17 protein-coding genes and 1 tRNA gene are annotated in these 21,608 nt (G+C 56.8%); 9 read left to right on the plus strand and 9 right to left on the minus strand.

The annotated features are described in order from the left end of the window. Positions 1-69: 69 nt before the first annotated feature. From Q1A59_RS00905 to Q1A59_RS00935, 7 genes are all read right to left on the minus strand, one after another. Entirely contained in the window at positions 70-1,014 is a 945-nt protein-coding gene (locus Q1A59_RS00905) for a response regulator (protein WP_298401930.1), read from the minus strand. Between the two features lie 26 nt (positions 1,015-1,040). Continuing rightward, positions 1,041-2,537: a multidrug transporter gene (locus Q1A59_RS00910; RefSeq protein WP_298401928.1), complete on the minus strand. Its 1,497-nt coding sequence runs from the start codon at positions 2,535-2,537 to the stop codon at positions 1,041-1,043. Between the two features lie 129 nt (positions 2,538-2,666). Continuing rightward, positions 2,667-5,534: an excinuclease ABC subunit UvrA gene (gene uvrA, locus Q1A59_RS00915; RefSeq protein WP_299643435.1), complete on the minus strand. Its 2,868-nt coding sequence runs from the start codon at positions 5,532-5,534 to the stop codon at positions 2,667-2,669. Positions 5,535-5,694: 160 nt separating this feature from the next. After that, positions 5,695-5,770: transfer RNA gene (locus Q1A59_RS00920), tRNA-Thr, on the minus strand. A gap of 308 nt (positions 5,771-6,078) precedes the next feature. Then, positions 6,079-8,190 carry an elongation factor G gene (gene fusA / locus Q1A59_RS00925; protein ID WP_298401923.1) on the minus strand — a complete coding sequence of 704 codons (2,112 nt, stop codon included), beginning with the start codon at positions 8,188-8,190 and terminating at the stop codon, positions 6,079-6,081. Between the two features lie 217 nt (positions 8,191-8,407). Further along, positions 8,408-8,851, minus strand: a complete 444-nt coding sequence (locus tag Q1A59_RS00930) for a universal stress protein (RefSeq protein WP_298401920.1) — start codon at positions 8,849-8,851, stop codon at positions 8,408-8,410. A gap of 25 nt (positions 8,852-8,876) precedes the next feature. Beyond that, positions 8,877-9,206, minus strand: a complete 330-nt coding sequence (locus tag Q1A59_RS00935; protein WP_298401917.1) for a hypothetical protein — start codon at positions 9,204-9,206, stop codon at positions 8,877-8,879. A gap of 693 nt (positions 9,207-9,899) precedes the next feature. Here Q1A59_RS00935 and mscL point away from each other — a divergent pair. Then, positions 9,900-10,325, plus strand: a complete 426-nt coding sequence (mscL, locus tag Q1A59_RS00940) for a large conductance mechanosensitive channel protein MscL (RefSeq protein WP_298401915.1) — start codon at positions 9,900-9,902, stop codon at positions 10,323-10,325. 149 nt (positions 10,326-10,474) lie between these two features. On the opposite strand, the gene Q1A59_RS00945 is transcribed toward mscL, so the two are convergent. Then, complete coding sequence (locus Q1A59_RS00945; RefSeq protein WP_298401913.1) at positions 10,475-11,587, minus strand: NDP-sugar synthase; 1,113 nt, start codon at positions 11,585-11,587, stop codon at positions 10,475-10,477. 117 nt (positions 11,588-11,704) lie between these two features. Further along, positions 11,705-12,682: a GDP-mannose 4,6-dehydratase gene (locus tag Q1A59_RS00950; RefSeq protein ID WP_298401910.1), complete on the minus strand. Its 978-nt coding sequence runs from the start codon at positions 12,680-12,682 to the stop codon at positions 11,705-11,707. A gap of 250 nt (positions 12,683-12,932) precedes the next feature. Here Q1A59_RS00950 and Q1A59_RS00955 point away from each other — a divergent pair, with 250 nt between their 5' ends. The 8 genes from Q1A59_RS00955 (at position 12,933) to Q1A59_RS00985 (ending at position 21,469) form a co-directional block, all read left to right on the plus strand. After that, complete coding sequence (locus Q1A59_RS00955) at positions 12,933-13,880, plus strand: B12-binding domain-containing protein (protein ID WP_298401905.1); 948 nt, start codon at positions 12,933-12,935, stop codon at positions 13,878-13,880. A gap of 125 nt (positions 13,881-14,005) precedes the next feature. Then, positions 14,006-15,010: a phytoene/squalene synthase family protein gene (locus Q1A59_RS00960; protein WP_298401903.1), complete on the plus strand. Its 1,005-nt coding sequence runs from the start codon at positions 14,006-14,008 to the stop codon at positions 15,008-15,010. 118 nt (positions 15,011-15,128) lie between these two features. Next, on the plus strand, positions 15,129-15,650 hold the full coding sequence (locus Q1A59_RS00965; protein WP_298401901.1) for a DUF2085 domain-containing protein: 522 nt from the start codon (positions 15,129-15,131) through the stop codon (positions 15,648-15,650). 934 nt (positions 15,651-16,584) lie between these two features. Beyond that, positions 16,585-16,713: an AvaI/BsoBI family type II restriction endonuclease gene (locus Q1A59_RS18100; RefSeq protein ID WP_366144852.1), complete on the plus strand. Its 129-nt coding sequence runs from the start codon at positions 16,585-16,587 to the stop codon at positions 16,711-16,713. A gap of 177 nt (positions 16,714-16,890) precedes the next feature. Beyond that, on the plus strand, positions 16,891-18,093 hold the full coding sequence (locus Q1A59_RS00970) for a S1C family serine protease (protein ID WP_298401899.1): 1,203 nt from the start codon (positions 16,891-16,893) through the stop codon (positions 18,091-18,093). 92 nt (positions 18,094-18,185) lie between these two features. Continuing rightward, on the plus strand, positions 18,186-19,493 hold the full coding sequence (gene hisD, locus Q1A59_RS00975) for a histidinol dehydrogenase (RefSeq protein WP_298401897.1): 1,308 nt from the start codon (positions 18,186-18,188) through the stop codon (positions 19,491-19,493). A gap of 1 nt (position 19,494) precedes the next feature. Continuing rightward, positions 19,495-19,752, plus strand: coding sequence for a YggT family protein (locus Q1A59_RS00980; RefSeq protein ID WP_298401895.1), 258 nt, complete (start codon positions 19,495-19,497; stop codon positions 19,750-19,752). 43 nt (positions 19,753-19,795) lie between these two features. Next, positions 19,796-21,469, plus strand: coding sequence for a spermidine synthase (locus Q1A59_RS00985; protein ID WP_298401893.1), 1,674 nt, complete (start codon positions 19,796-19,798; stop codon positions 21,467-21,469). Positions 21,470-21,608 lie beyond the last annotated feature (139 nt).

A 21,608-nucleotide genomic window follows, 5' to 3' on the forward strand; every position in this document is an offset into this window, starting at 1 on the left:
GTCTGGGCTGCACAGGCGACTACGGAATGTATCAACAACATGCAGTTCGACCATTCATAACAGGTTTGGTCAGGAGCGACCATAAGCTACGAAGCTACGCTTGCCTTGTTCGCGCGCTTGCACCAATGCTCGCTGCCGCACCTCTTCTGCCGCTTCACTCAGCTCGCGGATGTCGGCGAAGGGGCCGTCATCGTTGGTCAGCACACCGATCGAGAGCGACATCAACGGCGCTTGTCGCGTCTCACCATTGTCATCAACAAACTCGATATAGCCTTGTTTGCGGTGCCGATAATTGTAATGAAGGCCGATCTCTTCGTCGAAGCGGGCGATGATACGATCACAAATTGTCTGGATCCGTTCGGGAATGGTTGTAATGAGGAATGATTGCCCAACCGACTGCTGGCCGATAAATTCCTCATTGCCGCCAACTTCACTGACCACTTCGTTGAGCATCAACGCCACAAAACGCAGCACATCTTCGCCAACCACTGCCCCATAGACTTGAGTAAAGGTCTCGAAGCCGTTGATATGTACATTGAGCAATCCCCACCGCGGCGCCGTCAACAATTGGCGGAGCTGGTCATTGAGCAGTTCCGCAGTGGGCAAGTTCGTGACCGGATGGAGCTGATTGCGCCGGCGCGCGTCTTCAAGCTGGTTCTTGACGATCGTATGCACCTCTTCGATATCGAAGGGCTTGACAATGTAGTATTGCGCTTGCACTTCACCCAATCCGATCAGCCGGTCGCGCCGTTCGCCGCGCGCCGTCAAGAAAATGATCGGGATGTGCCGCGTGCGCGGGCTGGCGCGTAACGCCCGCCCAACATCGTATCCCTCCATATCGGGTAGATTGACGTCAAGCAAGGCCAGATTCGGCGGTGTTTTGCTGCAAATCTCGATCGCCTGCTGGCCGCGCAGCGCAGTGTAGACTTCGTACCCCTGTGCGGTGAAGTAGATCTTCAGCAGGCTCGAAATGTCTGGCTGGTCTTCAACGACGAGGATGCGTTCTTTGCTCACAATCCCTTCTCCTCGCGATGCGGCGGCTACGACCGCTGGCTCGCACTGATGTGCTCGGGCAGACGTCCATTCCCGGCAGGCTGGCTAGAACGAAGCGTTGTCATATGTACCGGCGGCTCATCTTCGATGGCCGTGCTGGCCTCTGGTCGAGCCGGATCATAGTAGACGTTCGGCCAGTGGTAGATGATTCGGCGCGGCTCGCCGGTTGCTTCATCGATATCGTTCAGATCGTGGCCGGCTACAGTCTTCCGAATAAGATTTTGTTCGTTGTCGAAGATTATAACAGCATTTGATTCTATCATGCGACCGGGGTAAACCACAAATCCGCTGCCGAGCTTGACATTATGCCCCACTGCCGAACCGAGTACCGGCATGTTGACTTCGATCGGTACGCCTTCATGGATAACCTTGATCGGTTCGCCTTGCAAATTAAAGTCGGTGAAGACGTTGTTGGCGCCGATAAAGGTGTTGCGCCCGACGACGCACAGTTGCAGCGTGCTATTTTGCGCTACCATGCTGTTTTCCATCAGCACGGTCATAAATAGGCCGGCATTGAAGGGTAGGAAGCAGCGATCGCTGACCACGCTGAGCATGATCTGCGACCCTTGCATGATGTTGACGTTGTTGCCAATGTAGCTGTTGGCAATCACGACGCCGGGGCCAATATAGACATCGTCGCCGATCACGGTTGGCCCGTGGATAATGGCAGTTGGGTCGATCGAACAGCGTTTGCCGACTTTGACTAGCGCCCGCGAGGCGAGAAAGTGATTGCGCCACTGTTCTTCCAGCGGATTGATCTTTTCCCAAAACGCTTTGAGCGCAAACGCGATCTTTCCCGGAAATAGCCGCCAATCTTCCGCTGTCCATTTCAGAATGTTGCGCAGGCGTGCCTTGCTCATGCGTGTATCAAGGTCAGCCGCCCACGAAAAGACCCCCATCAATACGTTGGCCATCAAGACGTGCAACCAACTCTCAATTGAGATGAAGGCCCGGATCGGGATCTGGTAAGTGAGATCGCCTTTGTGCGCCATGTAGCTGGGAATGCGGTAGTAGCCCATTTCGTGACTAAGGGTGTCAATCACTAACGGCTGCGCCTGCGCCAGATCGTTTACGCCAGCGGGGAGGTAATAGAGATCGGCGACGTAATAGTCGCCTACCCGCCGAATGTGGCGTGAGAGCTGTAAGGCATGGCGTTCGATGCTCGGATCGCCCTTCTGACCGGTCGCCGGATTGCTCGCTTTGAACGCAATCTGCGCCGCCGTGCCACGTTTCCGCGCCTCACTCATGAAGGTGTCGATCAATGCTGCATTGAAAAAGAGATTATCGCGGTAGATCAACCGTTCATCAGTGGCCGGCAGTTCGGCCACTTCAGCTAATTGATCGATTTCAATTGCGCTCTTGCCGTATGCCTTGACTAGATCGCGCTGCAGGAGCCAAAGCGGCTTGTTGAGAATGCGCAACTCACGGGCAGGCTCAGCGAAGGGCGGTATGAGCGTTGGATCGCGTAGAATGATCCGCTCCATCGGGCGAGTCCTTTCTGCCATTGTCGGTGCGGATGGGCCAATCGTCTCATCGTGCTGTTGTTACTATAGGTTGTAGCTCCTGTATATACAAGGCGTGCAGATTACAGTCGGATTACCACGTTTACCGCATTAGGACGCCAGTTTACTTGCGGGTGCAATCCCCAAGCGTTGGCGTAGATATTGTCCGGTTGGCGATGCCGGCATAGTTGCGATTACTTCCGGCGGACCGGCGCCGATCAAGTGGCCGCCCCGATCACCGCCTTCCGGCCCTAACTCGATCACCCAATCAGCCGCTGCAATCAGGTCAATGTGGTGCTCAACCACCAGCACAGTGTTGCCCGCATCGACGAGCCGTTGCAACACGGCTAATAGATGCTCAATATCAGCCAGATGCAAGCCAGTAGTCGGCTCATCGAGAATGTAAAGCGTGCGCCCGTTGCTGCGCCGGCTGAGTTCGGCGGCTAGCTTGATCCGCTGCGCTTCACCGCCGCTCAGCGTTGGCGCTGGCTGGCCGAGTTTCAGATAATCTAGCCCGACATCGTGGAGTGCCTGTAATCGTTCGGCGATAGCCGGCACGCGGGCAAAAAAGTCGAGCGCTTCGGTTACAGTTAAATCGAGCACCTCGGCAATATTGAGGCCGCGGTAACGAATATCCAGTGTCTCTCGATTATACCGCGTTCCGCCGCATACGTCACACGTCACATAGAGATCAGGCAGAAATTGCATCTCGACTTGTATCAGACCCTCGCCGGCGCAATGTTCACAACGCCCGCCTTTAAGGTTGAAACTGAAGCGTGCCGCGTCGTAGCCGCGGGCTTTGGCTTCGTTGGTGGCGGCAAACAGGTTGCGGATCGGATCAAAAATCCGGCTGTAGGTGGCTGGATTCGAGCGTGGTGTGCGCCCAATCGGGCTTTGATCAACCACGATCACGCGATCGAGGTGCTCGATGCCGAGCAAAGCATCGTGATCGCCGGCCCGCGCTTTGGCGCCGTGGAGCAGGTGGCTCAGGCGCGGTGCTAGCGTGTCGCCGATCAAGCTGCTCTTGCCACTGCCGCTTACCCCGCTCACCACCACCAAACAGCCGAGTGGGATGCGCACGTCGATGTTCTTCAAGTTGTTGGCCCGGCAGCCGCGTAGCTCAAGCCACGGCCCCTTGGCTGGACGGCGTTGGGCAGGAATGGAGATGCGGCGTTGCCCGCTGAGGTACTGGCCAGTGAGCGAACGCGGCGCTGCCATGATCTCGGCCAATGTGCCGCTAGCCAGCACTTCGCCACCATGCGGTCCGGCTCCCGGCCCCATATCGACGACCCAGTCGGCGGCGCGGATCGTCGCTTCATCGTGTTCGACCACTAGTACGCTATTGCCAAGATCGCGCAAGCGCGTCAAGGTGGCCAGCAAGCGATCGTGATCGCGGGGGTGTAACCCGCTGCTCGGTTCGTCAAGCACGTAGAGCACGCCGGAAAGGCCGGCGCCGACCTGCGTCGCCAAGCGCACGCGCTGCATTTCGCCGCCGCTGAGTGTGATCGCGGTGCGGTCAAGCGTGAGATACGGTAAGCCAACTTCGCATAAAAAACGTAGCCGTTGGCTGATCTCATACACAATTGGGCGGGCAATCGTCTGGTCACGCCCGCTCAGATCTGATCGTTCGAGCAATCCACGTGTCCATTCCAGCGCCGTGGCCACATTCATGCGATGCACATCCACAATCGAGACACCGGCAACTGTGACTGCGCGCGCTTCCGGGCGCAAGCGCGCGCCGGCACACGCCGGACATACGCGCGGCGTGGTGTATTGGTCGAGCGCGGATGGTTCATTGCCCGTGCGTTGTTCAGCCAAGCGGCGGCGCAGGTTGGGAATGACGCCTTCAAATTCGGTTTCAACGCTGCGGGTTTTGCCGTTGAGATGGTAGCGTAATGTGATCGGCTCGCCGCCGGTGCCATAGAGTAATGCGCTGATGATGTCAGGCGCAAGCGCTTGCACTGGGGTCTGCGGGTCGATACCGAAATGCGCAGCGAATGAGACCAGCACATCGCGGTAGTACTGTTGGCTGCCGGCATCGCCCTCGCGCCACGGTGCAATTGCCTCGATCAGCGGCAGGCTGCGGTCAGGAATCACAAGTGCCGGGTCAACTTCGGGTACCACGCCTAAGCCATCACAGGTTGGGCAGGCCCCTTGCGGGTTATTGAACGAAAAATCGCGTGGTTCGAGTTTACCCAGTTCGATCAGGCCGTGGTGCGGGCAGGCGTAGCGTTCGCTGAGCAACAATTCTTCACCATCGATAATCTGCACAATTAACTGCCCGCCGCTCAGTTTCAACGCCGTTTCCACCGAGTCGGCCACCCGTACCCGATCGAGCGCCGGTGCGCCATCAGGGGTGCGGCGGATGATCAATCGGTCAACGACTGCCTCGATCGTGTGCGGACGGTACTTCTCTAACCTGATCGGCTCGTCAAGATCATGCACCACGCCGTCGATCCGGGCGCGGACAAACCCGCGTCGGCGGATCTCGGCCAGCGCCGCTTCGGCTTCGCCGTTCAGTGGCGCCAACAATTGCACCCGCCGCTCAGCCGGCAACTCGACGATCAGATCGACCATCTGCTGTGGCGTATACCGGCGCAGCGGTGCAAAGCACTGTGGGCAATGTGGCTGGCCAATACGGGCAAAGAGCAGGCGCAAAAAGTCATAAATCTCGGTCACGGTGCCGACTGTCGAACGCGGGTTGCGCGCGCCACTCTTTTGGTCAATCGCAATTGCCGGCGATAAGCCTTCGATCAGATCAACATCCGGCTTTTCGAGCTGGCCAAGTAACTGACGCGCATAGACCGATAAGCTCTCGACGTAACGGCGTTGGCCCTCAGCAAAGATCGTGTCGAACGCGAGCGAACTCTTCCCCGAACCAGACACGCCAGTCAACACGACGAACTTGCCGCGTGGGATGTCGAGGTCGATGTGTTTGAGATTGTGCGTCCGCGCGCCGCGAATGCGTATCCAGTCCATTGCGTCATTGCCTGTAGGGATAACACCGCCTATTGTCCTCTTCCTCTGCTATGCAGAATATCATGGTACCATAGACTTCGGTAATCCGCAGCAAATAGTCTGAGGCCCACGCTAATGATTTCCATCAACGTGGACCTCTGCAACGTAAGAGCGCAACGGGTGGAGCCAATGGCCGGACTCGAACCGGCGACCGGCTGTTTACGAAACAGCTGCTCTACCGACTGAGCTACATTGGCGTTATTGCCATTGAGGATTGTAGTCGAAGCAGGGCAGTTTGTCAAGCGGGAAGCGGTGCGGGCGTGGGGGGCCAGTGGGCGAGGGCCATCAGCTCGCACAGCAGGCTTTGTATACTGAGGCCGACCCTGAAGGGCCGAGCGAATGTGGGCCGAGCAAGGATGGGTTGAGCCTTTCCCGCCTGCGCAGGGGCTACGTAAACGGAACCCGACCCTGAAGGGCCGGGTTTTTTCGATCGGATGTTCTCCTACCTCTCTCTTGCACGCAGGAGAGAGGGGCTGAAGCCGGCAAGATGGAGCCAGCAGTTTTCCTAATGGCTATGCGCTGCTTCCAGCTCCTTCTTATAGGCTTCGACAATCTGGTTGACCAGATGCGGCGGCACCTCTTCGTAGCCGGCAAAGTTGATCGAGAAGCGGCCACGGCCCTGCGTCATGCCACGCAGATCGGTGGCGTAACGCTGAATTTCGGCCAACGGCGCTTGGGCATGGATCACCGTCTTGCCGTTGCCGTGCGGCATCATCCCCTGCACCCGTCCACGGCGTGTGCTCATATCGCTCATCACATCACCGGCATACTGATCGGGGACGATGATCTCCATGTTGTAGATCGGTTCAAGGATAATCACGCCGGCCTTCTGCGCAGCTAGCCGGAACGCCTCTTTCGCAGCGGTCTTGAAGGCGATTTCCTTCGAGTCGACCGGGTGTTCTTTGCCATCGAAGACCGCAGCGCGCACATCAACCACCGGGTTGCCCGAAATAATCCCCTCTTCCATCGCCTCGCGGATACCCTTCTCGATCGCCGGCATAAAGCCGCGTGAGATCACGCCCCCAACGATCTCGTTGACGAATTCGAGGGGGTCTTCGCGGTTGGGGTCGGGTGGCAGCGGCTCAACCCGCAGCGAGACATCGGCAAACTGGCCGGCGCCGCCGGTCTGTTTCTTGTGGCGATATTGGGCTGTGGCAATGGTGCGGATCGTCTCGCGATACGGGATGCGCGGCAGCTCAAGATCGATATTCACGTCGAACTTGCGCTTCATACGATCGGCGATGATCTGCAAGTGGGTTTCGCTAAGGCCGCTGAGCAAGGCTTCGCCGGTGCGCGCATCACGCGAGACGTGCAGCGACGGATCTTCCTCAATCATTCGGCTCAGCGCCGAGCTGAGCTTATCAAGATCGGTGCGGCTGCGCGGTTTGACCGTAGCGATAAAGGCCGGCGCCGGGAATGCGATTGGGCTGAGCTTCAGTGGGCGTGACGGTAAGCAGAGCGTGTCGTTCGTCTGCGTCTCGCCGAGCTTGGTGAGCAAGCCGATGTCGCCGGGGCCGACTGCCTCAACCTCAATCTGCTCTTTGCCGCGCGCGATGTAGACATGCGCGATCCGCTCCTCTTTACGGGTGCGCGCATTCATTAGCGTCATGCCGGCGCGTACTTCACCTGAAAAGACCCGGAAATAGCTGAGCTTACCGTAGGTATCAGACACCGTCTTGAAGACCAGTGCCGCCAGCGGTTCATTGCGGTTGGGGCGCAGTTCAACTTCAGCCTCGCTATTCGCATCGAGTGCGGTGGTCGTCTTGCGCCCAGCCGAGGGGATCGAGTCGATAATCCCGTTGAGCAACTGGGCAATCCCGACCACTTCCGTCGCCGAGCCGCAGAAGACCGGCACGATTGAGCCATCGGCAATGCCGGTGCGCAGCCCCAGCAACAGCTCTTCGCGGGTCAGCGCATCTTCGCCGCCTTCGAGATAACGTTCGATCAGATGATCATTGGTTGCCGCAATTTTATCAATCAGGGCCGTGCGCCACTCGTGCATCAGCGCATTGAGTTCAGCCGGCACATCGGCCTCGATATAGCCACCGTCGTGTTTGGGGCTGGTCAGCCATGCCCGCTGCTGGCGTAGCGAGATAATACCCTTGAAGTCTTTGCCGGACCCAATTGGCAGATGCAGCGGAATCACCGCGGCATCGAGCACCTCGCGCGCCTGCTCGATCACGCGGTAGAAATTGGCATTCTCGCGGTCGAGCTTATTGACGAACAGAATGCGGGGAATGCGCTGCTCCACCGCCATTTCCCAGAAGAGTTCGGTGCCGACTTCGACACCGGCGCTGGCGTCGAGCACGATTACAGCGCCATCAATCACGCGCATTGCCGCCGCAGCTTCGCCAGCGAAATCGGCAGCGCCGGGCACATCAATCAGATTGATCTTGTCGCCGTTCCACTCAAGCGGTAAAACGCTGAGCGAAATAGACATCCCGCGTCGTTGCTCGTCGGGGTCGTAGTCACTGGTGGTTGACCCGTCCTCGACGCGCCCCATCCGCGGGATGGCGTGGGCCGTCATCAGCATTGCCTCGGCCAGCGTTGTCTTCCCGCTGCCGAGGTGACCGAATATGCCGATGTTGTGGATCCTTTCCGGTTCGAACGCTCGCATGGCTGTCCTCCTTGACGCAAGCCCGCGCCCGATGGGCGTGTGCTGGAAAGGAAAAAATTTTTGTTAAGAACAGATTATCAGGGTTGTCATGGTTGCGTCAAGAGGGAACAGCGCAACACAACCTTTGCACAGCCAATTCACAGGGCAATCATATCATAGCGACGCACAGCAGTGTGTCTCCACCATCGTAGAGATGCACTGCTGTGCGTCTTTACGATTACTTGGGGCGGATGACCAGTACCGGCGTGGGTGTGACCTGCACCACCTTTTGGGTGACGCTGCCGAACACCCAGCGGCTGATGCCGCTGCGGCCATGGGTTGCGATCACAATCAGATCGACATCGTGATTCTCAGCGTATTCAATAATTGCTTCAGCCGGCGGTAACGCGCTAATCTCGGTGTGTACCTGATAACCTTCGCTCTGGAACTGCTTGGCGATCTGATTGAGATACTCTAACGCCTCTTGCTCCATCGTGGTGATCGCATCAGCCGTGGTCGCCAGCATACCGCTGTAATCAACGCTGGTGGTAAAGATCGGCGGCACCGCCCGCAGCAGCGTGATCTTCACCGTGCCTTCGTTGGCAGCGAGTGCGTGGACGTGGGGTAGCACTTGCTCGGCCAGCGCCGAGCCATCGAGCGGGACGAGAATGTGGCGGTACATCGCAACCTCCTTGTTGCTAGACTATCTAGGGGCCAATATCGTCAAGCGGGCGCGGGTTCCAGCGCCGGTGCCCTTCGATCACCTGCGCTAAGCTGCCGTCGGCATTGAGCAAGAGGCGGAGGGAACGGCGCAGATCGCAGCTCGGCACAGTACAGACCGACGGATCAGTCATATCGTAAGGGCATTCGCCAACGTTCTGGCATCGCGCCACCGAAACCGCGTAGCGCGGGCTTCCCGGCGGCCCGTCGAGGGTGCGCAAGATCAGTGGCGCGTATTGCAGATCGGGCGCGATCGTGCGCAGATGCGCGCGGGCGCGCGCGATCATCGGATGTGGCGGTCGTTTCGGTCGTGCCATAGCCTGAACCTTCCCGGCTTGAAGCTAATGCCAGCAGTCATTCTATGTACACGGTATCACAAATTCGGGCAACGAGAGGACAATAGCTCATAACCGTGTGTGAAGATTTTTGGACTAATATTCAATCTTTGATGATTCGATATTTTGCCTTAGTTTTCCCTAAGAGATGCATGCGCATACTGTGCCGTCTTATTGCACGCACTCTCTACAACGGGAGCAGCGTTGCATGACAACGCTGCTCCTTGCTTTGCCACGCAATCCGTTGGAAATGGTGAGGTTGAAACAGGATGGTTGGCAAGATTATGGATAGTTCGGGATCGGTACGAGCAGGATAGCCGGGATCGGGGCGACTCAAACTCTACTGGATCAAATCCGATCTGGACGTGTGATCTGTCGGTGTGACTGGCTTTTGTCGAGGGTTCGGCAACGTTTGCTCTATTTGGATGAACATAATGCCCCGCTCGATAAGCCAATGTCGTAACAAGGATTATCAACATTTTTGTCAGAATATATTTAATGCCTTTATAACCTTTAAATGTAAAATTAACCATTGAACAAGTACTTGACAGGAAATGGCAACTTGTTTATGATCATGTCGTCAAATGTAATGTACAATTAGCGGTTTTTCTGGTTTCTGTTGATCTTGTTGGAGTGTAGCTTTTCATACTGTGGTGCTCGCAGGAAGGCGTTGGTATGCTCAAGGAATTTCGCGAGTTTATTAGTCGGGGGAGTGTGCTTGATCTTGCAGTTGGCGTAATTATTGGCGCGGCATTCACTGCGATCATTAACTCACTGGTTGACGATATCATCAATCCGATCATTGGTTTGATCATTGGCGGGCGGGCTGATTTTCGCAATTACTTCATTCCGCTGGCTGGCCAGCCAGCGACGACGCTGGCCGAAGCGCAGGCGGCGGGGCCTGTGCTAGCGTATGGTTCTTTTCTGACTGCGGTGATTAATTTCCTGCTGATTGCCTTCGTGGTCTTTTTAATCGTGCGCACGGCCAACCGGATGCTCGCCAAACCTACTGAGCCAGCCGCGCCGCCGGCTCAGTCCGAGCCGACGCCAAGCGAACGATTGCTGGCCGAGATCCGCGATCTGTTGGCCAGACGCTCGTAACTTCCCGGTGGTTGTGTGGAACTAGGACACAGGTACATTCGGGCATGACGGATTCTGACGATTCCAATCCGTGTTCCCGTGTCCCGTAAACTAAAGAACGAGGACACGGATAGGCACCGAGCAAATCCGTGTCCCCTTCTCCGCTGCATCTAAAACGAAATGGCCCGATCACCCAGCGCTGTACCCGGCCAGATCCTGATCCCGCGTTCGAGCCGGTTGTCTTGCCCGATCTGGCATTCATCGCTAATAACGGCGCCATCGGTCACGTGCGAACGCTCACCAATGCGATTGCCCGCGCCAAGCACACAATTGCGCAGCGTAGCGCCCTCCTCGATCACATTCCCATCCCACATTACCACGCCTTCGATCTGGCATTCCGGGCCGACTTCGCACCGCGCCCCAATCACTGTCGGGCCAATGATCCGCGTGCCGCGCCCAATGCGCGTGCCGTGACCAATCACTACCGGGCCGACAATTTGGGCGCTGGAATGGATTTCGGCCTCGCCTTCGATCCAGATCCGTTCGCCAATCTGCTGGCCACGAAAATGGTACTGCACTTTCCCGATCAGAATATCGTGGTGGACATCGAGGTAGGTTTGCGGTTTGCCGATGTCTGTCCAATAAGCGCGGGAAGGAAAGCCATACATGGGGTCGCCGGTCTGTAACACAACGGGGAAGAGTCCGCGCTCGAACATGTAGAATTGGTTTGGCGGCACGTAGCGGAAAATCTCCGGCTCGATCAGGTAAGTGCCGGCGTTGACAAGGTTGGTAGTAATGTCTTCCAGTCGCGGTTTTTCGAGGAAGCGGCGCACTCTACCGTCACGGTCGGTTTCGACCAAGCCGAACTGGGTAGGATCATCAACCGGCGTGAGCGAGATCGTCACCTTGCTGCCACGCTCGCGGTGAAAATCGAGCATCGCCTGCAAATCGAGATCGGTCATCACATCGCCGTTGAAGATAAAGGTGGTGCCGTCAAGCAGATGCTCAACATACTTGACTGCGCCGGCAGTGCCGCGTGGTTCAGGTTCTTCGATAATGTGCAACTTCATACCTAAGCGAGAACCATCACCAAGCGCAGCGCGGAAGCGGTCAGCCAGATATTGCACGGCAAGGATCGCTTCGCGGATGCCATAGTCGCGCAAGCGCAAGAGCATCCACTCAATGAACGGCTGATTGACCAGCGGCAACATTGGTTTCGGTGTGCGGCAAGTGAGGGGGCGCAAGCGCGTACCCTGACCGCCAACCAGAATGACAGCTTTCATAGCATTGCTTCTGTTGATAGGTTTGCCAATTAAACGATCCTGATACGGCTAGGCACAGTATAGTGCCGGTAGACCACAAACAGTTTACCAATCGCTGGCAGTTTGGTGACGATTTTCTTAGCCAGCAGCCGCCAACGCCTCGGCGCGGACCCGTTGGCGCCAGTAGGTCAAAACATCGTGCAGGGTCTCGGGCAGGGTATAGCGCGGCTGCCAGCCGGTGCGCGCGCGTAGGCGGCTCGCGTCGCACACGACGAGCGGAATATCGATCGGGCGCATCAATTCGGGGTTGAGCCGTACCTCGACCGGCACCGTGCATTCGGCCAAGAGCATATCGAGCAACTCGCGCACCATAACGGCCTTTCCCGACCCAACATTGTACACTGCACCGCTTTCACCATGTTCGGCTAGCAGCGCGTAGGCTGCCACCACATCGCGCACATCGGAAATATCGCGTTGCGCAGCAAGGTTGCCCACCTGCACGACCGGCGGTTGCAAACCGAGTTCGATGCGAGCGATTTGGCGGGCAAAGGCTGCGGTCACAAACCGCTCGTTTTGGCGCGGGCCGATATGGGTAAAGGGTCGCACCCGCACCAGATCAAGCCCATGGCTGTAGTAGTATTGCAAGGCCAACAGACTCTGGGCCGCTTTACTAACGCCGTAGGGGCTGGTTGGGCGCAGGGGGGTATTCTCATCGATTGGCAAATCTTCGGGATCGATCTTGCCGTACTCTTCGTTCGTACCGATCACCAACACCCGGGTAGCCATACGGTATTCAATCAAGGTTAGAAAGATGTGGAGCGCGCCGAGGGTATTGGCGGCCAAGGTGCCGGCTGGATCGCGGAATGACTCGGGTACGAAAGGTTGGCCGGCCAGATGGAAGATGATATGTGGCCGCACCTGCACGATAGCGCGCATCGTCGCCTCGGCGTCGGCCAGATCGGCTTGCACCAATTGCACCTTGCCGGCAAGTTCGGGCAGCGCGATTGCAGACGAGCGCGACAACCCCCATACCTCCCAGCGCCCGCTGGCTAGCAAATACTCGGCAAGATGGCCGCCGACAAAACCGTTAATTCCGGTGATCAGTACACGCATCATCGTGATGACTGCAATCAGCGCGATACGCTGAGATTATATCGCGATTGATTGTGCATTTTATTGACAGTGATTGTGCAACATGCTACAATATTGACAACATTGTACCACGCTTAGCGCAAGGCTTGTGCAGCACTCAATGTATTTGGGGAACGCACACGTAATTGTGAACCGTGGTACGATATAGATCGGGTGTAAAGATTATGCGCCATCGCTACAGCACAGCTTGAGCGCTGGGAAGGGTCGCGGAACGATGGCACCGCAACATTTTCTCTCCCAATTTTCAGACAAGCCGCGATACAACACCAAGGCTGTCGCACAGGAGACAGGCGTGCCGGCCGACACCTTCCGCGCATGGGAACGCCGCTATGGCGTGCCGCGTCCACAGCGCACCGAAGGCGGCCACCGCCTCTACTCTGAGCGTGATATTGCCACGATTCGTTGGCTTCGTGATCGCACAGCGGAAGGATTGACCATCAGCCAAGCGATTGCGCTGATGATTGACGGGAGCGAGACGAGTCTCTCGTGGTTGAATACCGCTGTCGATACGGAACCGCACACGTGGGATCGGATGCAGGCGCGGATGATCAACGCGCTGACCGATTTTGACGCCACACGCGCTGAACAGATTCTGGGTGAGGCATTCGCGCTTTACCCGCTCGAAGATGTCTTCCTGAAGCTGATCCAGCCGGCCATGATCGAGATTGGCGAGCAGTGGCATGCTGGGCGTATTTCGGTGACCGCTGAACATTTTGCTACTCAGTTTATCCGGCGCAAGTTGTCGAGCCTGTTTAATACCTACAATGTGACTGAGGGCCGCGGGTTAGTAGTGGTAGGCTGCGCTCCGAGCGAACAGCATGATCTCGGCGCACTGATGCTAGCCGTCTTCCTTGTGCGGCACGGTTGGCAAGTCGTCTATCTTGGCCCGGAAGTGCCCGTGAAAGACCTGCTTGATGCTGTGCGCCACATTCAGCCTGATTTGGTCTGTTTGTCAGCTTCGACAACCGAAACCGCCACTCAACTGCTCGAAATTGGCCGCGCATTGCAACAACTGCCACCGCCAACACCGCTCTTTGGCTATGGCGGTCGCGCGTTCAACCTCAACCCGATCTTGACACATAAGATGCCGGGCACATTCTTGGGGCGCGATGCACAGGAAGCGGTGGAAAACGTCGCGGCACTCCTGAGTCGCAGTCGCTAATGGTTTGCGAGGAGGGTAAGCGTGATTGGCGACCCAAACCAATCACGCTTGATTCAGGCTTGCCTATACGCGCAAGATTGCGTATAGTACAAATAAGCGTGAATATGTGACAAAAGGAGTGCGGTGTGTCGCTGAATTCGATCTCGATTATCACGCGCGGGAACGGATTGCCGGTCAGCCAAGCTTTGCCGGCTGATGAGCAGCTTGCCCAGCTCTTCCATCTCAGCGATCTGCCTGCCTCGTCGAACACTGATGAACTCCCGCCGCCACCGGTTCGTTCGCTGGCTGAGGCCTACGCAATCTGCGATCAGATTATCCGACGCCATTCCAAGAGTTTTTTCTTCAGCACGCAGTTTTTGCCGCCGCCGCAGCGCCGGGCAGTACGGGCATTGTACGCCTTTTGCCGCACGACCGATGATACGGTGGATATGGCAACCTCCGATCCAGCTCGTGCCCTCGCCGAATGGGTGCGAGTTGCGCGCCGTCCGTGCCTTGACACTTCGCATCCGGTGCTCTTGGCTTGGGCCGATACTTGCCAACGCTACAATCTCGCCCCTCATCTAATCGATGAGTTGTTGGCCGGTGTCGCGATGGATCTGACGATATCGCGCTATGCGACCTTTGCTGATCTCTGGCTCTATTGCTACCGGGTCGCTTCGGTCGTCGGGTTGTTGGTGATCGGGATTACTGGCGCTGCTCCCGACGCGACGCCATACGCGATTAAGTTGGGAGTGGCGTTGCAGTTGACAAATATTTTGCGCGATATTGGTGAAGATGCCGCCCGCCAGCGGGTGTATCTGCCCGAAGATGAGTTGGCTCGCTTTGACCTGACCGCTGATGATATTTTGGCCCGTGTCTATGATGAACGGTTTATCGCGTTAATGAAGTTTCAAATCGAACGCGCTCAGCGCTTGTACGACGAGAGTTGGCCCGGTATTGCGCTCTTGCCGGTTGAGGTGCGCTTTGCAGTTGCCGCTGCGGCGTGCGTGTACCGGGGTATCCTTGATAAAATCGTCGCCAACGGGTATGATTCGTATAGTCGCCGCGCTTATGTACCTTTTCGCGAAAAGGTGGCATGCTTGCCGCGCATTTGGTGGGATGTGCGGCGATTGGAGAAGCAGGCGCGTTGAGGGAGCGGTCTAGTTTGTACTGACTAGATGCAAGAGCTAGCTCTATGCTTGCGCATCTGTCCATTGGTAATGTCCGCACTAATATGGATGCAATGCCGTTCAAGCCTAGAATGGTTCTATGACTGCACACGCTTTGGCAACGCCGCAGACGATCCGCCCGTGGCCGCGCTGGATGTTCGATCTCTTGCTATGGATTCTCTTTCTCGGCCCGATTGCATCGCCGCTCTTCCGCGCGACTGGGTTGCCGCTGGTGAGCGATGCCGGTGTTCTCGCCCGTGATCTGTTGGCAACCTATATTTGCCCAACGCCAGAGCGCTCGTTTTGGTTGTTGGGCTGGCCGATGGCGGTGTGCGCCCGGTGTTGGGGGGCGACGATTGGTCTCTGGCTAGCGCGCCTAAGCATCGGTGAGCGCGCGCCGGCTGTGTTGCGCTTCTATCGCTCGCTGGCATGGCCGCTGCGATTCGTCATCGCAGCCATTCCCTTCTTGCTCTGGCCGCTTGAGATTGTTGGTCACTACGGTGGCTGGTGGTTTGCCCCCCTCTGGTTATTGCTGCTCAACGGTGTGCAAGCCGGTTTTGCTGCAGGCCTCTTCTTTGCCTCGGTTTGGCCCGGTTTGTGGCCGGTGCGCGGCAGACCATGAACGAGCGTTCACGATAGAGACATTACGGTGTAGAGGTTGACACGACCGGCGAGAGTGGCAGGCGAAATGACCTCTCGCCGGTTTTGTTGTCTCCGGCAATTGACTGCAACGATTGAGCATGAACGAAGGAGGCAACAAGCAATAGCTTGGGCAGGGGGGAGCATTCGTGATAGAATAGGATAACTAATTAGTCTCATTCAAGTCTTGGAGATTGGTGTACTATGCTGCATGCGCTTTCTTCGATTTCAGCTAGCGATCAGTATACACATTTAAACGAAATCATCTGCCTTGATGAACAATTGTTGCAACGATTTACCGGCAAATGTGTTATTCAACCGGCGCTTTCGCACCTTCTTGTCAGTTTACAAGCGAATAAAACAAGGCCATTGTACTGCTGGTACAACGATAAAAAAGTATTTTCAGCTTCGCTGATTGAGTATTTGCGTAGACATACATACAGGGAAAATATTGAACCCTTTCGCCGGTAGTGGAACAGTATTGTCTGCTGCAAGTGAGATGGGAATAGATGCTGATGGGAGCGAGCTATTACCTATTGGTTGTGAAATTATCGAGACGAAACAGATTCTTGATACTGCGTTTACTCCTGAAGACTTTGAACGATACAGCGGTATCCATTGCTGATCAACAAAGATTTTTGCAAGCTATTTTGAGCTATTTAGAGCATCAAAAAGCGCAAGGAATGTTAAATAATAACGGTATTCCAAGCATGGTGAGAGGGTGTTTTTATGAGATGGCCTGTGTCATTGCCGAGTGTGCGCGTGTTCTACAACCAAATGCACCGCATGACTGGCTAAGCAGCCACAGGACCTGTTAGGTATTACAGCAATAGAAGCAGCTCTCCTTGCAGCAGTAACTATTAGGTAAGGCCCTTAGTCATTTGCAGCCCAAAGATAAACGAGGTGCCATTAATGATGTGATCAAGAACTTCCGCGAGCCGGCAGGGCAGGTATTTGTCGAAGAACTGGTGTTCAGATTTCTCTTAACACGGGGTAGCCCTAGATCGGATTCGAGACGCATTTGTCAATTCGGGAAAGCGCCCTAAACTTTTCTTCGTAGGCGCGACAAACTCGTGAGTCATTTGTATCCACAATGACGCTAACAAAGCGATAAAAGTGATACTACTGTCTCTTTTTTGTTGTTTTAGCTCGGTCAAGGTACACTGAATATCACATTTTTCGTAATTACTCTTCACTTACGTACATTCCTAGGAGACTGCACTATGCGTCAGTGGCTTATCATATGCTTCATCGTCCTGCTCACCGCCTGTTCTCGTGCAGACTTACCCATCGCACCGGTAAACATTGCCCCCACACCGACGGCGCCTCCGGTGCGGCCCACCGATGCGCCGGTGCCACCAATCGCTTCGGTAGCAGTAAGTACGATGAATGAAGCGGAGTTTACCGAGTACGAGCAATTGCTCATTTCGTTGTACCAGCGCGCCAGCCAAGCGGTTGTCAGCCTTGACGTGGTAGTTGATCAAAGTGCCAATCTGCCGCCGGGCCATCCACCAATCACACCTGATGGACCAACTGGGCAAGGGTCTGGGTTTTTGTTTGATGATCAGGGCCATATAATCACCAACCATCACGTGGTGGACAGTGCGACGCAGATACAGGTACGCTTTGCCAACGGGGCAACAGTGATTGCCGATCTGATTGGCAGCGATCCCGATAGCGATTTAGCCGTGATTAAAGTGACGAGCTTGCCGGAGGGTATGACACCGTTACCGTTGGGTGATAGCCGGACGGTGCAGGTGGGGCAGATCGCAGTCGCGATTGGCAGCCCGTTTGGCGAGCAGAATACGCTCACAGTGGGGGTGATTAGCGGGTTGGGTCGCACCTTGCGCGGGCCAACCCGCAGCTTCGGCAGTTTCAGTATCCCTAACGTCATCCAGACCGATGCCGCGATCAATCCCGGCAATTCGGGCGGCCCCTTGCTCAATTTGCGCGGCGAAGTGATTGGGATCAATACAGCGATAGCGGTCAGTCTCGGCGGGCGCGATTTCGAGGGGGTTGGTTATGCGGTGCCGGCGCAGACAATTGCGCGGGTTGTGCCGGTATTGATTGGCAAGGGGCGCTACGATCATCCGTGGCTTGGAGTAAGCATGACAACGGTAGATACCCTCTTCGCCAACCGATTCGGTTTGCCGGTCAACCGTGGGGTACTGGTTGGCGTTGTCCAACCAAATAGCCCAGCCGAGCGAGCTGGTTTACGTGGGAGTGAGACGGAAGCAACCTACCGCGGCTTACCGGTACGGGTTGGCGGCGACATCATCCTCGCTTGTAATGGCATACCAATCTTTTCGAGCGACCAGCTTATTGGCCTACTCGATCAGTTTGCGATAGGAGAGCAAGTGACGCTTACGCTCCAACGTGGTGCCGAGCAACTCGAGGTGGTTTTGACATTGACGGCGCGACCGTAGTCGGCAAGGTGCGGTAGAATGACAATAACATAGCGAGGAAAGCGCCACTTCTCGCTGGAGGGGGTGGCCGGTAGTATGAAGAGTGAGCAGCGATGGCAATCCCTATCATTCGTGATCTTAATGCTGCCCGCGTTGGTATTTTGCGGCGGACACCGCTTGACGATGATGCCGCAACGACCCGCACCGTCGCCGAGATTATTGCCGATGTGCGGCAACGGGGCGATAACGCGCTGCGCGAGTACAGCTTGCGTTTCGACGGCGTAGATCAGATGGCGATTGAGATACCGCGGGAGCGGTGGGCGGCAGCGGCTGCCGATCTTGATCCGGCGTTGCGCCGCGCGCTGTTGCTGGCGATTAGCGAAATTCGCCGCTTCCACGAGCGGCAACTCCGCAACTCATGGGTCGAATTTGGGGTCGAAGGAGCGCTGGGCCAGATTGTACGCCCACTTGACCGGGTTGGGATTTATGTGCCGGGAGGGGCGGCGCCGCTGCCGTCATCGCTGATCCACGCTGCGGTGCCAGCACGGGTAGCCGGTGTGCGTGAGATTGTGGTCTGTTCGCCGCCACAGCGGGCTACCGGTGAACCAGCCGCGATCGTGATGGCGGCGGCCCATCTAGCCGGTGTTGACCGGATGTTCGCAGTAGGCGGCGCGCAGGCAATAGCGGCGCTTGCCTACGGCACCGAGAGCATCCCGCGGGTTGATACGGTGGCCGGGCCGGGGAACCGGTACGTGATACACGCAATGCGGATGGTGTATGGCACGGTGGGAGTGGTCAGCTTGCCGGGGCCGACCGAGACGCTGATTATCGCTGATCAGACGGCCAACCCGCGCGCCGTAGCCGCTGATTTATTGGCGCAGGCTGAGCATGTCGAAGCAAGCGCCATTTTGCTGACCACCGATCAGGTTTTGGCCGAACAGGTGCAGCACGAAGTCGAGCGGCAACTGGCGGCATTACCCGTCGCAAACGCCCGCGCGGCGCGCGAAGCGGTCACACAGCGTGGCGGGATTGTGCTGGTGCCCGATCTAGCAACGGCGTTTAGCTTGGCCAATGAGTATGGGCCAGAGCATCTCTGCCTACTGATTGCCGAGCCGTGGTCATATGTCGGCGAGGTACGCAATGCCGGCGGCATCTTTTTGGGTGAAGAGTCGTTTGAAGTGTTGGGCGACTATGTGGCGGGGCCGTCGCACATCATGCCCACCGAAGGCACGGCACGCTACGCATCGCCGGTCAACGTTGACAGTTTTCGCAAAGTCATCTCGCTCGTAGGGATGAATCGGGCCGGGTTAAGCCGGATCGGCCCGGCAGCGATGCGGCTAGCCGAAGCTGAAAGTTTGTTTGCCCACGCGGCAGCGGTGCGCGTCCGGCTTGAATCACTCGATACCGACGGGAGGGAGTAAGATGTCAGGCTTTTTGGTAAGCTTTGTCAGTATTTTATTTACCGTGCTGTTTTATGCCATTTTAGGGCGGGTACTGGCCTCGTGGATTGATCCGCAGGGTAACTTTCCGGTGACACGCTTTCTGCAAGAGATTACCGAGCCGATTCTGGGGCCGATCCGGAGTATCATGCCCAATTTCGGCATGTTTGACCTCTCGCCGATTGTGGCAATGCTCGTCTTGCAACTTCTTGAACGCCTAATCATTAGTGCAATTCGGTGAGATGACGGTGGGGGTAACCCCACCAGTGTAAGCGGATGGGTGAATGGCTGATAAAACCTTTCCGATAAGTGCGCGGCGAGCTGGCAACGATCGGCTATTGCTCGCCGTGGTGTTTCTGGCCGGGATCGGTACACTCGGCATCGAGATGGTGATGCCGCGTATGTTGGCGCCCTTTTTTGGCACTTCCCAGCCGATCTGGGCCGTGGTGATCGGGATGACGCTGGTTTATTTAGCGGTAGGCTACCGGTTGGGCGGGGTGCTTGCCGATCGGCGGCCCGATTGGCGCCTCTTGTTTCAACTGATCGGCTGGGCTGGCCTGAGCTGTGCGATCATTCCGTTCATTGCCCGCCCGATCCTGAGCGTTGCGCAAGGCGCGCTGCGCAATGTCGCCGCTGGCGGTTTTCTGGCCGCGCTGATCGGCGTCATCTTACTGTTTGCCGTGCCGGTCACGCTGATGGCAATGGTGGGTCCGTTTGCTATCCGGCTGCAACTGCGCCAAGCCGAAGATGTCGAACGGGCCGGACGCACTGCCGGTACCATCTCGGCGCTCTCGACCATCGGCTCGATTATCGGCACCTTTTTGACCGTCTTGGTGCTGATCCCAACCATCGGCGTCGCCAGCACGCTCTTCCTCTTTGCCGGCTTCTTGGTTGTGCTCAGTCTGATCGGGCTGCGCGATCCGCGCGGTCTGCTACTGGTAGCGACAGTCGCTTTGCTGGCCGCCGCTTACCAACTCAATACCGGAGCGATCAAAGCGGCCGATTGCCGCAACTGCCGCTTGATTGCCGAATACGAATCTGACTACAACTACATCCAAGTGGCCGAGCAGGAAGTTACGTATGCGAGCGGCACGGTTGACCGGCGGCGGGTGCTGATTCTGAACGAAGGGTTGGCATTGCACTCGATCTACCGGTTGAAATACCGCGAAACCGGCGACCCGCTCGATCTGCTGACCGACGGCGGGCCGTGGGACTACTTCACCGTCGCACCGTACCTCTACCCCAACACAAACCCGGCTGATATCCGCTCGTTGGCGTTGCTAGGGGCGGCGGCGGGTAGCATTGCCCAGCAGTTTCTGGCAATTTACGGGCCGGATACAGTCATCGACGCGGTAGAAATCGACCGTAAAATCAGTGAAGTCGGGCGGCGCTACTTTGACATGGCCGACGGCACAGCGCAAGCACCGTATTTCACGACCTACAACGAAGATGCTCGCTACTGGTTGGTGCAGACTGATCGGCGATATGACGTAATCGGCATGGACGCCTACCACCAGCCGTATATACCCTTTCACCTGACGACGGTTGAGTTTTTTCAGGAAGTGAAAGCCAAGCTGACCCCACGCGGCGTCGCCGTGGTAAATGCTGGCCGGCCAGCCAGCGGCGATGACCGGCTGGTGAATGCGCTGGCCTCGACGATGGTTGCTGTCTTCCCGCAGGTATACATTATCGACACCCGGTTTAGCAATGCAATCGTGATTGGCGTCAACCAGCCGGTGGGAGACGGCGTTGTCAATTTCATCGAAAATGCGGCCCGGATTGACATACCGGCCTTACAACTGGTGATGTACTGGTCGCTCTATGAAGGCCGGTTTGGGCCGTTACGCGAATTTACGCCGGCGATGGCGCAATTCCGGCCCTTTACCGATGACCATGCACCGGTAGAACAATTGATTGACGGCCTGATTTTCAGTGAAGCGGGCAAAATCGGTCAGTAGCGGGTTGACAACTTTGCGCAACCCATGTTACCTTTATATCGGTCAGCCAGACTGTTTCGGATAGGATCGAATTTGATGGGCAATTCGCCGTTGCAACACCGCTACCGTTACTGTTCGGCATCAGCCGGGCAAGCTGCTT

Source organism: uncultured Chloroflexus sp., assembly GCF_937951745.1.
Classification (GTDB): domain Bacteria; phylum Chloroflexota; class Chloroflexia; order Chloroflexales; family Chloroflexaceae; genus Chloroflexus.

Coding starts and splice junctions, on each gene's coding strand:
- mscL (WP_298401915.1), top strand. CDS start 9,900: ATGCTCAAGGAATTTCGCGAGTTTATTAGTCGGGGGAGTGTGCTTGAT.
- Q1A59_RS00955 (WP_298401905.1), top strand. CDS start 12,933: ATGGCACCGCAACATTTTCTCTCCCAATTTTCAGACAAGCCGCGATAC.
- Q1A59_RS00935 (WP_298401917.1), bottom strand. CDS start 9,206: ATGGCACGACCGAAACGACCGCCACATCCGATGATCGCGCGCGCCCGC.
- Q1A59_RS00980 (WP_298401895.1), top strand. CDS start 19,495: ATGTCAGGCTTTTTGGTAAGCTTTGTCAGTATTTTATTTACCGTGCTG.
- hisD (WP_298401897.1), top strand. CDS start 18,186: ATGGCAATCCCTATCATTCGTGATCTTAATGCTGCCCGCGTTGGTATT.
- uvrA (WP_299643435.1), bottom strand. CDS start 5,534: ATGGACTGGATACGCATTCGCGGCGCGCGGACGCACAATCTCAAACAC.
- Q1A59_RS00945 (WP_298401913.1), bottom strand. CDS start 11,587: ATGAAAGCTGTCATTCTGGTTGGCGGTCAGGGTACGCGCTTGCGCCCC.
- Q1A59_RS00910 (WP_298401928.1), bottom strand. CDS start 2,537: ATGGAGCGGATCATTCTACGCGATCCAACGCTCATACCGCCCTTCGCT.
- Q1A59_RS00985 (WP_298401893.1), top strand. CDS start 19,796: ATGGCTGATAAAACCTTTCCGATAAGTGCGCGGCGAGCTGGCAACGAT.
- Q1A59_RS00970 (WP_298401899.1), top strand. CDS start 16,891: ATGCGTCAGTGGCTTATCATATGCTTCATCGTCCTGCTCACCGCCTGT.
- Q1A59_RS00930 (WP_298401920.1), bottom strand. CDS start 8,851: ATGTACCGCCACATTCTCGTCCCGCTCGATGGCTCGGCGCTGGCCGAG.
- Q1A59_RS00950 (WP_298401910.1), bottom strand. CDS start 12,682: ATGATGCGTGTACTGATCACCGGAATTAACGGTTTTGTCGGCGGCCAT.
- fusA (WP_298401923.1), bottom strand. CDS start 8,190: ATGCGAGCGTTCGAACCGGAAAGGATCCACAACATCGGCATATTCGGT.
- Q1A59_RS00965 (WP_298401901.1), top strand. CDS start 15,129: ATGACTGCACACGCTTTGGCAACGCCGCAGACGATCCGCCCGTGGCCG.